This is a genomic window from Nonomuraea sp. NPDC050786, assembly GCF_040654115.1.
Classification (GTDB): domain Bacteria; phylum Actinomycetota; class Actinomycetes; order Streptosporangiales; family Streptosporangiaceae; genus Nonomuraea.
Genome location: NZ_JBFAHJ010000038.1, coordinates 1 through 14,250, shown reverse-complemented (window position 1 = coordinate 14,250; position 14,250 = coordinate 1). Strand labels below are relative to the sequence as shown.

The 14,250-nt window shown below is 72.1% G+C and carries 10 protein-coding genes and 1 pseudogene; 4 read left to right on the top strand and 7 right to left on the bottom strand.

The window, feature by feature from the left end:
- Positions 1-7 precede the first annotated feature (7 nt).
- The gene (locus tag AB0H84_RS45125) at positions 8-1,090 is read left to right on the top strand and encodes a LacI family DNA-binding transcriptional regulator (protein WP_357618969.1); all 1,083 of its coding nucleotides are present in this window, start codon (positions 8-10) and stop codon (positions 1,088-1,090) included.
- On the opposite strand, the gene AB0H84_RS45120 is transcribed toward AB0H84_RS45125, so the two are convergent.
- The 3 genes from AB0H84_RS45120 to AB0H84_RS45110 form a co-directional block, all read right to left on the bottom strand.
- Entirely contained in the window at positions 1,080-2,606 is a 1,527-nt protein-coding gene (locus tag AB0H84_RS45120) for an aldehyde dehydrogenase family protein (protein WP_357618966.1), read from the bottom strand. The two genes, AB0H84_RS45125 and AB0H84_RS45120, sit on opposite strands and share 11 nt — an antisense overlap.
- Positions 2,607-2,633: 27 nt before the next feature.
- Positions 2,634-3,788: an FAD-binding oxidoreductase gene (locus tag AB0H84_RS45115; RefSeq protein ID WP_357618963.1), complete on the bottom strand. Its 1,155-nt coding sequence runs from the start codon at positions 3,786-3,788 to the stop codon at positions 2,634-2,636.
- Between the two features lie 123 nt (positions 3,789-3,911).
- Positions 3,912-6,707 carry an FAD-linked oxidase C-terminal domain-containing protein gene (locus AB0H84_RS45110; RefSeq protein ID WP_357618960.1) on the bottom strand — a complete coding sequence of 932 codons (2,796 nt, stop codon included), beginning with the start codon at positions 6,705-6,707 and terminating at the stop codon, positions 3,912-3,914.
- 30 nt (positions 6,708-6,737) lie between these two features.
- On the opposite strand from AB0H84_RS45110, the gene AB0H84_RS45105 reads away from it, so the two are divergent.
- Entirely contained in the window at positions 6,738-8,186 is a 1,449-nt protein-coding gene (locus AB0H84_RS45105) for a VOC family protein (protein WP_357618957.1), read from the top strand.
- A gap of 7 nt (positions 8,187-8,193) precedes the next feature.
- On the opposite strand, the gene AB0H84_RS45100 is transcribed toward AB0H84_RS45105, so the two are convergent.
- Positions 8,194-8,934 (bottom strand): GntR family transcriptional regulator, encoded by a 741-nt coding sequence (locus AB0H84_RS45100; RefSeq protein WP_357618954.1) that lies wholly within the window; start codon positions 8,932-8,934, stop codon positions 8,194-8,196.
- 119 nt (positions 8,935-9,053) lie between these two features.
- On the opposite strand from AB0H84_RS45100, the gene def reads away from it, so the two are divergent.
- Entirely contained in the window at positions 9,054-9,593 is a 540-nt protein-coding gene (gene def / locus AB0H84_RS45095; RefSeq protein ID WP_357618951.1) for a peptide deformylase, read from the top strand.
- Between the two features lie 49 nt (positions 9,594-9,642).
- On the opposite strand, the gene AB0H84_RS45090 is transcribed toward def, so the two are convergent.
- From AB0H84_RS45090 to AB0H84_RS45080, 3 genes are all read right to left on the bottom strand, one after another.
- A complete protein-coding gene (locus AB0H84_RS45090) occupies positions 9,643-11,175 on the bottom strand; it encodes a discoidin domain-containing protein (protein ID WP_357618948.1) in 1,533 nt (510 codons plus the stop codon).
- A gap of 96 nt (positions 11,176-11,271) precedes the next feature.
- Entirely contained in the window at positions 11,272-12,534 is a 1,263-nt protein-coding gene (locus AB0H84_RS45085; RefSeq protein WP_357618945.1) for a cellulose binding domain-containing protein, read from the bottom strand.
- Positions 12,535-12,580: 46 nt separating this feature from the next.
- Entirely contained in the window at positions 12,581-13,669 is a 1,089-nt protein-coding gene (locus tag AB0H84_RS45080) for a glycosyl hydrolase 53 family protein (protein WP_357618942.1), read from the bottom strand.
- 394 nt (positions 13,670-14,063) lie between these two features.
- On the opposite strand from AB0H84_RS45080, the pseudogene AB0H84_RS45075 reads away from it, so the two are divergent.
- Positions 14,064-14,250 (top strand): annotated as a pseudogene (locus AB0H84_RS45075) (silent information regulator protein Sir2); the annotation flags it as partial.

Below are 14,250 nucleotides of genomic sequence, written 5' to 3'. Positions count from 1 at the left end.
ACTGATCGTGGCGACGGGAAGCGCCAAGCGGCCCAGCCTCAAGGACGTCGCGGCCCGCGCCGGGGTCTCCAGGGCCAGCGCCTCCCGGGTGCTCGGCGGTTACGGCTACTCCAGTCAGGAGATCGTCGACCGGGTGACCGCGGCGGTCCGGGAGCTCGGCTACGAGCCCGACCGCGTCGCCCGGTCGATGCGCAGCGGCAAGTCCGACGTCATCGGGTTCGTCTGCGCCGACATCTCCGACGCCTTTTTCTCCAGCGCCATGCGGGGCATCTGCGACGTGGCGCTGCGCGAGGGCTCCCAGGTCATCGCCATGAACACCGACGACCGGCTGGCCCAGGAGCAGGACGCCACCCGGATGCTGCTCTCGCGCAAGGTGGACGGCCTCGTCATCACCCCCGTGTCGGTCCGCGACCACGCGCACATCGACGCCGTCACCGGGGCCGGGGTCCCGGTCGTCTCGCTCGATCGGCAGCTCAGCGGGATCGACAGCGTCGTCGCGGACAACGAGGCGGCGACCGAGGCCGCGATCCGGCACCTCATCGGCCAGGGGCACGAGCGGATCGCGTTCCTCGGCTCGGTGCAGCGCGAGGAGCCGCCCGCGCTGCGCATCGGCAAGGTCCGGGCGAGTGTCGCGGGTCCGTCCCGGCCCTCGCTCGACCGCGTGCGGGGATACCTGCGCGCGCTGAGCGCCGCCGGGCTGCCCGTGGACCGCCGGCTCATCGCGTTCGTCCCGCAGGACGAGCCGGAGCACCGCCTGGACGCGGTGGCGGCGATGCTCGCGGTCGAGGAGCCGCCGAGCGCGCTGTTCACCGCCGACAGCTACATGACGAGGAGCGCCTTCTCGTTCCTGTCCGAGCGCGACATCCCGATCCCCGGCCAGGTGTCCCTGCTCGGCTTCGACGACCTGGAGTGGACCACGCTGGTGCGCCCGCGGATCTCCGTCGTCGTGCAGTCGGCGTACGACATGGGACGGGCGGCGGCCGACCGCCTGTTCGCCCAGATCGGCGGGTCGGGCGCCGCCCAGGGGCGGCGCACCGTGGTCCCGACGCGCTTCCTCGAGCGCGAGAGCGTGGCGGCGGTCAGACGCTGAACTCCACTCCCTGGGCGAGCGGCAGCTCGCCGGAGTAGTTGACGGTGTTCGTGGCCCGGCGCATGTAGCCGCGCCAGGCGTCCGAGCCCGACTCGCGGCCGCCGCCGGTCTCCTTCTCGCCGCCGAACGCGCCGCCGATCTCGGCTCCGGAGGTGCCGATGTTGACGTTGACGATGCCGCAGTCGGAGCCCTCGGCCGACATGAACAGCTCGGCCTCGGCCAGGTCGCGGGTGAAGATGCTGGACGACAGGCCCTGCGGCACCGCGTTGTTGAGTGCGATGGCCTCATCCAGGGTGTCGTACGGCAGGACGTACAGGATGGGCGCGAACGTCTCCTCGGTCACGATCGGCGTCTGCTCCGCCATCCGCACGAGCGCCGGCTCGGCGTAGAAGGCGTCGGGCGCCTGGTCGGCGAAGCGGCGGCCGCCACCGGCGATCAGCGTGCCGCCCTGCTCCACAGCGGCCTCCAGCGCGGCGCGCATGGCCGCGTGCGCCCGCCCGTTGATGAGCGGCCCCACCAGGGTGCCGGGCGCCATCGGGTTCCCGATCGGCAGCCTTCCGTAGGCGTCGGCGAGGCGCTCGACGAGCGCGTCGGCGACGTCGGTGTGCGCGATCACCCGGCGCATGGTGGTGCACCGCTGGCCGGCCGTCCCGGCGGCGGAGAAGACGATGCCGCGCACGGCCAGGTCCAGGTCCGCCGACGGGCAGACCACGGCCGCGTTGTTCCCGCCGAGCTCCAGCAGCGACCGCCCGAACCTGGCGGCCACGCGCGGGCCCACCGCGCGGCCCATGCGGGTCGAGCCGGTGGCGCTGACCAGGGCTACGCCGGGGTGGTCCACGAGCGCCTCCCCGACGTCGGGGCCGCCGATGAGGACCTGGCTCAGGTACGCCGGCGCGCCCTGCTCGGCCGCCGCCCGCTCCAGCAGCGCCGCGCAGGCCAGCGCGGTCAGCGGCGCGAGCTCCGACGGCTTCCAGACGACCGGGTCGCCGCACACCAGGGCGATCGCCGCGTTCCACGACCAGACCGCCGCCGGGAAGTTGAACGCGCTGATCACCCCGACGACGCCCAGCGGATGCCACGTCTCCATGAGCCGGTGGCCGGGCCGCTCGGAGCTGATCGTGCGCCCGTACAGCTGGCGGGACAGGCCCACCGCGAAGTCGCAGATGTCGATCATCTCCTGGACCTCGCCGAGCGCCTCCGAGGTGATCTTGCCGACCTCCAGGCTGATCAGCGTGGCGAGGTCCGTCTTGTGCTCCGACAGCAGCTCGCCCAGCCGCTTCACCAGCGCGCCCCGCGCCGGCGCGGGCACCGCCCGCCAGGCCAGGAACGCCTGCCTGGCGCGCGCCACGGCGTCGTCGACGGCGTGCGCGTCCACCCAGTCCACCGTGGCCAGGCGCGCGCCGTTGATGGGCGAGGTGGTCGCGACGGCGCCGTCCGGCACCTCCACACCGCAGCGCTTGGCGCTCTCCCGCGCCGTCGCGGCCAGCTCGTCGGCGCCGGGCAGCGTGTGCACCATCAAGTTCTCCCCTTATCAGATGATCCGTCAGACGATGTTGAGCTCGGGCCTGGCACCGGCCAGGGCGAAGCGGCGGGCGTCGAAGCCGGAGACGTCCACGAACGGCGTCCGGCCCAGGTAGAGGTCGCGGACCACCTCGCCGACGGCCGGGCTCATCAGGAAGCCGTGGCCGGAGAAGCCGGTGGCGTAGATGAACCGGTCGACCTCCGGGGCGGTCCCGATGAGCGCGTTGTGGTCGGGCGTCACCTCGTACAGGCCGGCCCATCCGGTGGCGATGCCGGTCTCCATCAGCGCCGGGGCGCGGCGCGCCATGGCCTCGCCCAGCCGCGGCAGCCAGGCGTCGGACCGGTCGAGCTTGAACCCCGGCGTCTCGTCGGGGTCGGACATGCCGAGCAGCAGCCCCGGACCCTCGCGGTGGAAGTAGAAGGTGGTGCCGAAGTCGATGGTGAACGCGGTCGGCGGCAGATCCGGGACGGGCTCGGTGACCAGGATCTGCCTGCGCAGCGGGATCACCGGCAGGTCGACGCCCGCCCAGGCGCCGATCGGCTGCGACCAGGCCCCGGCCGCGCAGATCACGGTGTCGGTCTCGATCCGGCCGCCCTCGGTGCGGACGGCGACGATGCGGCCGTCCGCCGTCTCGATGCCGGTCGCGGCGCAGCCCGGCAGCAGCCGCGCGCCGAGCCGCCGGGCCGCGCCCGCGTAGCCGAGGACCACGGACTCCGGCGTGCAGTGGCCGTCGGTGGGGCAGTAGGCGGCGGCCAGCAGCCCGTCGGCGTCGATCAGCGGGGACAGCTCCATGGCCTCCCGCACCGAGATCATCCGGCTGGGCACGCCGAGGTCGTTCTGGACCGCGACGTTCTTCTCGAACTCGGCTACCGACTCGGGCGAGTCGAGCAGGAACAGGTAGCCGGGCTTGTGCAGGTCGATCTCCTGGCCGAACCGCTCGGCGAAGGTGTCGAACGTCTCCAGGCTGCGTACGGCGAGCTCGATGTTGACCCGGTCGGAGAACTGCGCGCGCACGCCCCCGGCCGCCTTCGAGGTCGAGCCGGAGCCCAGCGGCCCCTTGTCGATCAGGACCACGTCGCTCACCCCGGCGGCGGCCAGCGCGTACGCCGAGCTGACGCCCATGGCGCCGCCGCCGATGATGACCGCCGAGGCATGCGAGGGGAGCTCACGTCCCATTGATCGGTTCCTTTCACCAGTGACCACTTCCAGGATCGCGGATCGGACAGAGCCGGAGGAAGCGGTCAAGCAACACCATTTGTCGGCAGTCCGCAGGCGTAGCGGAGGGAGCACCAGCAGACCTCATGGCAGTCGATCGGCGAGGAGCTGGGCCAGGTGGACGCCCTGCCGGGACGTCAGATCGGCGATCTGCGTACGGCAGGAGAAGCCGTCGGCCAGGACCGCGCTCTCCGCACCCGCCTGCCGGAGCGCGGGCAGGAGCTGCTGCCCGGCCACCGCCACGGAGACGTCGTAGTGTCCCTTCTCCACGCCGAAGTTGCCGGCGAGGCCGCAGCAGCCGCCCAGCCGCCGCACGTCCGCGCCCGCCTCGCGCAGCAGCCGGGCGTCCTGCTCCCAGCCCATGACGGCGTGGTGGTGGCAGTGCGGCTGCGCCACGACCTCCAGCCCGTGCAGCGGAGGCGGCCGCCAGTCAGGGGTTTCAAGCAGCAGCTCGGCGAGCGTGCGGGTCATCCTCGCCACCGGTGCGGCCGCCTCCTCGCCGAGCAGTTCCAGCGCGTCGGAGCGCAGGACCGCCGTGCAGGACGGCTCCATACCCACGATGGGCACGCCCTGCGCCGCGGCCTCGCCGAGCTCGGCGACCGTACGGCCGAGGATCTTCCTGGCCGCGTCCAGCTGGCCGGTGGAGATCCAGGTGAGCGCGCAGCACTGACGGCGCTCGCTGATCCGCGGCCGGTAGCCTGCGGCCTCCAGGACCTTCACCGTGGCGCGACCGGCCTCCGGCGCGAAATGGTCGGTGAAGGTGTCGACGAACAGCAGCACCGGTTCGCCGGGCGCCGGGCGCCTCCGCCGGAACCACGCCCGGAAGGTCTCCGGCGCGAAAGCGGGCAGCGTGCGCCGCGAATCCACTCCCGCGATCGCCGGCAGCCCCGGCACCCGCAGCAGGGCGTTGGCCGCGCGCGGCAGCCGGCTCGCCAGCCTCGCCCAGAGCGGCAGGCGGCCCAGCGAGTAGTGCGTGAGCGGGCGGAGCCGCCCACGGTAGCTCTGGTGGAGCACTTCGGACTTGTACGCGGCCATGTCGATCCCCGTCGGGCAGTCCGAGGCGCAGCCCTTGCAGGACAGGCAGAGGTCGAGGGCCTCGTGGACCTCGGGCGAGCGCCAGCCGCCCGCGACGGCCGAGCCGTTGACCATCTCCTGCAGCGCGCGGGCGCGGCCGCGGGTGGAGTCCTTCTCCTCCCTGGTGGCCAGGTAGGACGGGCACATCACGCCGCCCGTCGCGGTGTTGTCCGCGCGGCACTTGCCCACGCCGGTGCAGCGGTGCACCGCCTGGCTGAAGTCGCCGCCGTCGTGGCGGTAGGCCAGGGCCAGCCTCTCGCGCACCGGGCGGGCGGCCGGGACCCGCAGGTCGGCGTCCACGGGACGGGGGCGGACGAGCACGCCGGGGTTGAGCACGTCGCCCGGGTCGAAGATCGCCTTGACCTGTGCGAAGAGGTCGATCGCGGCCTCGGAGTACATGAGCGGCAGCAGTTCGCTCCGGGCGCGGCCGTCGCCGTGCTCGCCCGACAGCGAGCCACCGTAGCCGGCGACCAGCGTGGCGGCGGCGACCAGGAACTCCCGGAGCGCCTTCGCCCCACCCGGCCGCTCGAGCGCCCCATGCGGGCGATCCAGCGGCACGTCGAGGCGGATGTGCAGGCAGCCGTCGCCGAAGTGCCCGTACGGCAGGCCGGTCAGGCCGTGCCCGGCCATCAGCTCCTCGAAGTCGCGCAGGTAGCGCCCCAGCATCGCGGGCGGCACGGCGGAGTCCTCCCAGCCCGCGTGCGCGGGCAGCCCGGCGGGGCTCCGCCCGGACAGGCCCGCGCCGTCCTCCCTGATGCGCCAGAGCGCCGCGGCCCGCGCCGGATCGGTGACGACGAGCGCGTCCTCGCCGCCGGACGCCACCCGGGTGGCCCGCTCCCCCACCTCGGCCACGTCGTCCCCCGCGACCTCGACGAAGAGCCAGGCCGCCCCGCGCGGCAGCGGCGGCACCGCCTGCGGCCCCCGCCGACGGCGCACCACGTCGACGATGCGCGCGTCGATGCCCTCGCAGGCCGTGGGCCGGTGCTCCAGCAGGGCGGGGGCGGCGTCCCCGGCAGCGGCGATGTCGGCGTAGCCCAGCACCACGAGGGCCCGGTGCGCCGGGTCGGTCACCAGCTTCACCGTGGCCTCGGTCAGCACGGCGAGCGTGCCCTCGCTGCCGGCCAGCAGGCCGGTCACGTCGAAACCGCGCTCCGGCAGCAGGTGCTCCAGCGCGTACCCCGACATCTGCCGCCCGAACCGGCCGAACTCGGTCCTGATCGTGGCCAGGTTCGCCAGCACGAGATCGCGCAGCGCGGCCGGGCCCCCGTGCGCGGGGAGGTCCAGGGCCGTGCCGTCGCCGGCGACCGCCTTGAGTCCGGCGAGGTTGTCGCTGGTGCGGCCGTAGCCGAGCGTCCTGGAGCCGCACGCGTTGTTCCCGATCATGCCGCCGATCGTGCAGCGCGTGTGCGTGGACGGGTCGGGGCCGAACCTGAGCCCGTACGGCGCCGCCGCCCGCTGCAGGGCCGCCTGGACGACGCCCGGCTGGACCACCGCCGTGCGGGTCCCGGCGTCGACGTGCAGCACCCGGTTCATGTGACGGCTGAAGTCCAGCACGAGCCCGGGGCCGATGGCGTTCCCCGCGACGGACGTGCCGGCGCCGCGCGCGGTCAGGGGGATCTCGTGGCGTGCGCACAGCTCGATCGCGGTGGCCACGTCCTCGGCCGACCTCGGCCGCGCGACCAGCAGGGGCGGCACCCGGTAGAGCGAGGCGTCGGAGGAGTGGACGGATCGCGTGGTGGAGTCGGTGAGCACGTCGGCGACTCCGCGCCGGCGGAGGTCGTTCGCGAGAGCGGCGGCCCGATCCATGAGTAGCATGCTACATGCGACACCTGTAACATGCCACTCACCCGTACCAGCGGCGAGGAGAGAAGAGGCACGATGGTCGGCTCCACCGCGCTCCGGGCGGCCTTCGCCCGGCGCCTGTCCACGATGTACGGCACGGAGGTCCCGGCGTACAACACGCTCGTCGACGTCGCCCAGGAAGTGAACGGCGAGGTGATGGCGCGGATGGGGGCCGACGCCGAGCGGCTCGGCACCATCGGCCGCGTCACGGCGGAGCGGCACGGCGCGATCCGCGTGGGCACCCCGGCCGAGCTGGCGCAGGTCGCGCGGATCTTCGGCGCGATGGGCATGTACCCCGTGGGCTACTACGACCTGCGTGAGGCGGCCAGCAGCTCCGTGCCGGTCGTCTCCACGGCGTTCCGTCCCGTGGACGAGGCCGAGCTGGCCGCCAATCCCTTCCGGGTGTTCACGTCCATGCTCGTGACGGGCGACCGGCGCTTCTTCGACGAGGACCTGGAACGACGGCTGGGCGCGTTCCTCGGGGCCCGCCGGCTGTTCCCGCCGCGCCTGCTCGACCTGGCCGACCGCGCCGAGGCCGAGGGCGGCCTGGACGACGCGGCGGCCGAGGAGTTCCTCACCCTCGCCACGCGGGCGTTCGAGCTGTCCACGGAGCCCGTCTCGCGCAGCTGGTACGCAGAGCTGGAGCGGGTGTCGGCGGTGGCCGCCGACATCGGCGGCGTGGCGAGCACGCACATCAACCACCTGACCCCGCGCGTGCTCGACATCGACGCCCTCTACGCCCGCATGAGCGAGCGCGGCATCACCATGATCGACGCCATCCAGGGCCCGCCCCGCTGGGACGGCCCCGACCTCCTGCTGCGCCAGACCTCCTTCCGCGCGCTGGCCGAGCCGCGGCTGTTCAGGGAGGACGACGGCAGCGTCGTACGCGACGACCTGCGGGTGCGGTTCGGGGAGGTCGAGGCGCGGGGCATCGCGGTGACGCCGGCCGGACGCGCGCTCTACGACGACCTGTCCGCGGAGCTCGACTCGACGCTCGCGGGCCGCCGCGTCACCGCGGAAGAACGCAACGAGATCGCGGCCAAGCTCTGGGAAGCCCGGGTGCCGCGCAGCGAGAACGAGCTCGTCACCGGCGACCTCGCCTACTTCACCTTCCACGTCCGCGACGCCCGCCCCGGCGCCGCGCCCCCGGCCGACCTCGCCACGCTCCTGTCCGAGGGGTGGGTGAGCGCCCGGCCCGTCGTGTACGAGGACTTCCTGCCGCGCTCGGCCGCCGGGATCTTCCAGTCCAACCTGACCTCCGACGGCGCCAAGGACGCGACCAGGAGCGGCGCCGACTTCGGGCCCGACGCCCTGGCCGCGGTCCTCGGCCGGCCCCTGCACGACCCCTACGAGCTGTACGCCTCGATCAGGGCGGCGTCGCTGGCACGCGTGCGCGCGGAGCTCGGCCTGGACGGCGAGATCGCCCTGCCCGGCGCCCCCTGACGCCCGATCACGGCTCGTCGACGATGGCCGCCCACAGCGCGGCCACGTCGACCGGCTCCCCCTGGGCCCTGGCCGCCTGCCCGGCCAGGATGAGACCGGTGTTGGTCAGGTGGGCCCGCATCGCGCGCGCCGCTCCGTCCGCGTCGCCCGCCGCCACGGCCGCCACGATGGGCTCGTGCTCCTCGTGCACCTGCCGCAGCGTGCGGGAGCGGTCGTCGGTGGAGGTGCCGAGGATGCGCATGGTGTCGCGCAGCCCGCCGACGATCGCGCGGGCCCTGCCGTTGCCCGCCGCGGCCAGGATGTGGTCGTGCAGCGTCTGGTCCAGGTGGAAGAAGAGGGACTCGTCGCCCGCGCCCACCGCGGCCGCCATCTCCTCCATCGTCGCCCGCAGGGACCCCCCGAGCCCGGCGGCCCCGGCCGCCCTCCGGACGGCGGGCAGCTCCAGCGCGAGCCGCACCCCGAAGATCTCGACGATCTCCCGGGGGTGCGGCAGCACGACGCGGAACCCCCGGTTCCGCTCGACCTGCACCAGCCCCGCCTCCGCGAGCCGCAGCATCGCCTCGCGCACCGGGCTCCTGGAGACGTTGAGCTGCTCGGCCACCTGGTAGACGGAGTAGAGCCGGCCGGGGACCATCGCGCCCGTGTGCACCGCCCGGCGCACCTCCGAGATCACCTGCTCGGCCAGCGACCGCCCCGCCTGCGGCAACGGCTGCAGCTTCAGCTCGGCGTGTTCGCGGGTGGGCGGCATGGTGGCATGTTACCCGTACGGCACGAGCCGCGATCATCCCTGCACGCCGGAGCAGTCTCCGCAGGTGAGCACTACCATGTCGTGACGCGTTGTTGACGGATTCGAGAGAGGCGTTGGTCGTGGGAGAGGTCCGGCCGATCGTGCACGTGGGCGACCCGGTGCTGCATCACCCGTGCGAGCCGGTGACCCGGTTCGACGGGGAGCTCAAGGCGCTGGTGGACGACATGTTCGCGAGCATGTACGCGGCGGAGGGCGTGGGCCTGGCCGCCAACCAGATCGGCGTGCCGCTGCGCGTGTTCGTCTACGACTGCCCGGACGCCGACGGACAGCACCACAAGGGCGTCGTCGTCAACCCCACCCTGGAGCTGCCGGAAGTCGGCGAGCGCCACCTCGACCCGAGCGAGGAGGGCTGCCTGTCGGTCCCCGGCCAGTACGCGCCGCTCCCCCGGGCCGACCACGCCACCGTCCACGGCTTCGACGCCGACGGGGAGCCGGTCACCGTCGAGGGCACGGGGCTGCTGGCCCGCTGCCTGCAGCACGAGACCGACCACCTCGACGGCCACCTGTACATCGACCGCCTTCCCGCCAAGCGCCGCAAGCAGGTGCTGGCCGCGTACAGGGAGGCCCATTTCGCCGTCGCGGACGAACCACCGCTCTAGGACGTCGGGCCTCTCCGCGTATCCCTCATGGCGGAGAGGCCCTGAGCCCTTAGCGCAGGTACGCCACCGGCGAGAGGTTCAGCTCACGCATGCCCTGCAGGACGAGCTTGGCCATCTCGTTCGCCCCGTAGGAAGAGAAGTGCGTGTTGTCGGTCACGCCGTCCGCCGCCGCCGTCAGGTAGATCTTGGCCGAGGCGCTCGGGCCGAGCCCCTCCACCAGCGCCTTGCTTCTGGCGGTCAGGTCGATCAGCGGCGCGTTCTGTGCCGCCGCCACCTGCCGCATGGTCGCCGGCAGGTCCACGCCGACGCCGTTGACGTGCAGCGCGGTCGATGTCAGCTTGCCGCTGGAGTCGAAGAGCCGCCGCACCGGCGGGGTCACCAGCACCGGCACACCACCCCGCGACCGCACCTGGGTCACCAGGCTGGTCAGGTTGGAGGTGAACGCCGACGCCGTCGTCGACTTGTCGTTGTGCCCGAACTGGATCAGCACCGTGTCGCCGCTCTTGATCAGCGGTTTCATCGTGGGGAACAGCGCCGAGTTGGACAGGAAGCTGCCCGAGCTCTCGCCCGAGTCGCCGTAGTTGGACACCGACAGGCCCAGCTTGAAGTACTGCGGGAGCTGCTGCCCCCACCCGGTGTACGGGGCGGCCGGCTGGTCGCACACGGTGGAGTCGCCCGCCAGATACAGCACCGGCCCGCTCACGGCGGCCATCCCGATCCCGTTCAGCTTCGGCGCCGTCCCGGAGAAGACCAGGTCAAGCCCGGGAGTCCCGGCGCCGCCCTGCCCGGTCGGCTGTCCCTCCGGCTGGCGCACGTTCAACGTGAACGAATACCTCGCATACGAGCCCGCCGCCGTGGACACGGCCGGCAGCACCGTACGGCGGGCCTCCGCCTGCACGCCGGTCACCCCGGCGGCGTTCGCGTCGCCCAGGACCACCGTCACGTCGTAGTTGCCCGGCGAGACGTCGAAGTGGCAGATGATCGGCGAGGTGCCGGTGCACTTGGCACGGAGCGCCGGGTCGGGGACCGGTCCCGGCGGGGTGCCGGTGTCGGTGCCGAAGACCTTGAAGTCGGCGATGCTCGCCCAGGTGGAGGCCGCGAGTCCGGTGACCGTGATCCGCACGTAGCGCGCGGTCGCGGCGAACGTGTCGCTCTGCACCTGCGCGCTCGCCGTGCTTGCCGTGCGGTCGGCCACGCGCGTCCAGGTGGAGCCGTCGGCGGACACCGACACGTGATACTGGTAGGCGCGGGCGAACTCCCAGCGCACCTCGCTGCCGCTCAGCGCCACCGAGCTCCCGAGGTCGACCTGCCACCAGTGGCCGGTGCCGCCGTCGGCGGCGCACCAGCGGGTGGCGGTGTCGCCGTCGTTGGCCAGCGACGGGGGACGTCCCGACTGGCTGGAGTCCGCGCTCGCCGCCTTGCCCGACGCCAGGTCCGTCGCCGCCCCCGCCGGTGCCGCGAGCGGCATCGCCAGCAGGCCGGCCAGGAGGGCGACCAGCGCGAGGAGGGCGAGCGTCGTGCGAGAAGGCGCCGAACGTCTCGGCGGCCTGGGCGTATCGGGACCTGAATGACGTGAACCCATGGTGGTCCTGCACTTTCTCGCGATGGTGTGGGGGGTGGTCCACCGCACGCTGATCCCCGGCTCCGTCGGCCGCGGCCGGCAGCGTGCTGTTCGCACCTATGGGCTGGTGCAGGTGAACGGCTGGGTCGGCGGAGTGCCCGTGCCGATGAAGCCGAACGTGGTCGAGGCGGACGGCTGAAGTGATCCGTTGTACGAGGCGTTGCGCACCGAGGCGGCCATGCCGTTGACGCTGAGCGTGCCGTTCCACACCTGGTTGATGCTCTGGCCGCTGCCCAGGGCCCACGTGACGGTCCACCCGTCGATGGCCGAGGCGCCTGCCGTCACCGTGACCTCGCCCTGGTAGCCGCCGGACCACGAGTTGGTGGTGCGGTAGCCGGCCCGGCAGGCGTCACCGGGCGCCGGCGTGGTCGGCGGGGTCGGCGAAGTCGGCGGGGAGGGCGATCCGGTGGGCCCACCGGACGGCACGAGGGGGCAGGTGTTGCGGTAGGCCGTGATGCCGGTGGAGTCGGCCAGCGGGCACAGGAACTGGGTGTAGCGGGTGTCGTTGTCGACGAAGATCTTCAGCCAGGGGATGAGGATCCGCATCTCCAGCGTGTTGGCCTTGGTGAAGAAGAGGTGGCCGGCCCCGCCGAACTCGAGGAACGCGCTCTCCGTCGTGGCCGGCAGCCGCGCGTACAGGGCGTCGAGGGAGGAGCGGGTGACCGTCGTGTCGCTCTGCCCACCGATGATCATCGTCGGCACCCGGTCGTTGGCCAGGTTCCCCGACGGCATGAACGGCGCCAGCCCGACCGCGGCCTTCAGCGACGGACGCTGCACCGCCGCCAGCAGTGCCCCGCCGCCACCCATCGAGTGGCCCACGACGGAGAGCCGGTTCGGGTCGACCCGGCCGCGCACGGGGCTCCGCTGGGTGAGGTAGTCCAGCGCGGCGAGCAATTGGGTGGCCCGGGCGCTGTCCCAGTCGTTGGGGCTGTTGGTCTCGACGCCGATCACGACGAAGCCGAAGGAGGCCAGCCAGTGCCCCATCCAGGCCTCTTCGACGGCGAACCGGGCGGTGTAGCCGGGCATGATGCCGACGGCGCCGAAGGTTCCCTGGCTGGTGTCCGTCGGGTAGTAGATCATGCCGCCGTTGAAGCCGTTGCCCGGCGGCACGCTGACCTCCGCCGTGGCGAAGGTCCCCCTCGTGGCCGCGACGCTGGCCCGTGTCGGGTCCGGCCCCCGCTGGTACGGATTGTCGGCAGCGGCGGCCGGGCGGATCGCCACCAGGGCGGCGAGCGTCGCGATGGCGAGCACCACCGCGGCCAGCGTCCGCCGCCGTAACAGCGTCAGCGGCGTTCGGGATCTGTCATGGTCTTCAGTCACTTGAGATCTCTCCTCTCAGACATCAGGGGCGGCCTTTGCCCGGGTGTCACGGTGTCCACCGGACGTTGGGGTTGATCTGGCCGGTCCAGTTGAAGATGGCCATGTTGTCCCACTCGTTGCCGCTGCCGTTGATGTTCGCCGGGTCCCAGCCGTTCCCGGGCACCGCGTACCAGGTCGGCTCCCAGTAGAAGATCCCGATCGCCCCCGCGTTGCGGGCCGTGCTCTGCACCGCCGCGAACTCGGCCCCCTGTCCCTGCCAGGTGAGGCCATAACCCGAGCACCCCGACGTGACCGCGTTCCGCGTGGAGTCGGCATTGTCGGCGGTGAAGGGGTAGGCCGTTTCGGCGATGACCACGTTCTTGCCGTAACGAGAGCGCATGTCCGAGATCACGGTGGACAGGTTGGACAGCGTGCCGTGCCACATGCAGTAGTACGACAGGCCGGTGACGTCCCAGGACACGCCTTTGGCGCGGATGCCGTCGTAGAACCAGCGGGCGGAGGAGAGGCTCTCCGCCAGCGCCGTGTGGATGATCACCTGGGTGCCGCTGTTACATGCTTTGGTGGCGTTGTAACCGGCCTTGAGCAGCAGGCTCAGGTTCGTGAAGTCGTTGTTGACCACCTTGCCGTCGTTCCACAGCATGCCGGTGTTGATCTCGTTGCCGATCTGCACGCTGTCCGGGGTGGTGCCCTGCGCCTTGAGACTGGTGCACACGTCGTAGGTGTAGTTGTAGACATCCGTCCGCAACTGGCTGATGCCGTGGCTGGACCAGGCGGCGGGCTTGTACTGCTTGCCGGGGTCGGCCCAGGTGTCGGAGTAGTGGAAGTCGACCAGCAGCCTCAGGCCCTTGGCTTTGACCGCCCTGGCCTGCTGCAGCACCTTGGCCTTGTTGTTGTAACCGCTGATCGGGTCGTTCCAGATCCGCAGGCGGGCATAGTTGACGCCGACTCCCTTGAGGATGTCCAGCGGGTCCCGCTGGGTGCCATTCGCGTCGTAGTACGTGGCACCCAGGTCGAGCGCGCGCTGTAAGGAAGAGACGTCGGCGCCGAGCATGCTCAGCGTGGCGGCGTGCGCCGGCTGCGCGGCGGCGAGGGTCGCGGCGACGAACAGGACCAGCGACGCCAGAAGCCTTCTCATGATTCCTCCGGTCAGGTGCATGCCGAAGATCTGTGAACGTGCACAGTGGAGATCTTCGGCCTTCCGGACAGACTCCAACATGAATCCCACAAAACAGCGCAGACAACAACCACGTAACGACCATTGACGCCACAAACGCCTTCTCCCACACTCTGTGAACGCTCCCAGATCTCGCCGTTCCTGCTCCTCCTACGTCGATCCGCCTGGAAGGAAAAACATGGGTAGACCAGGGCATCACCGGCTGTTGACGGCGTGGACCGAGACCCTGCGCGCGACCCGTACCCCGGGTCGGCCGGACCGGCCGTGCACCCTCCACGCCGTGAAAGTTTCACCCGCCGTACCTGCGCCACTCACCACGTTCGGAGTCATCCGACCTCACTGCTGGAGTTGAATCATGCTTTTACGCAGACAGCGCGCCGCACTGCTGTCCGCTGCCGTCGCGGTGACGGTGGCCGCCTCCGGTGTCGTCATGGCCACGGGAGCTTCGGCGGCGACCCGCTACGAGGCGGAGAGCGCGCCGGCCACGTGTGACGGTGTCATCGAGTCCAACCATGCCGGCTACTCCGGCAGCGGATTCTGCA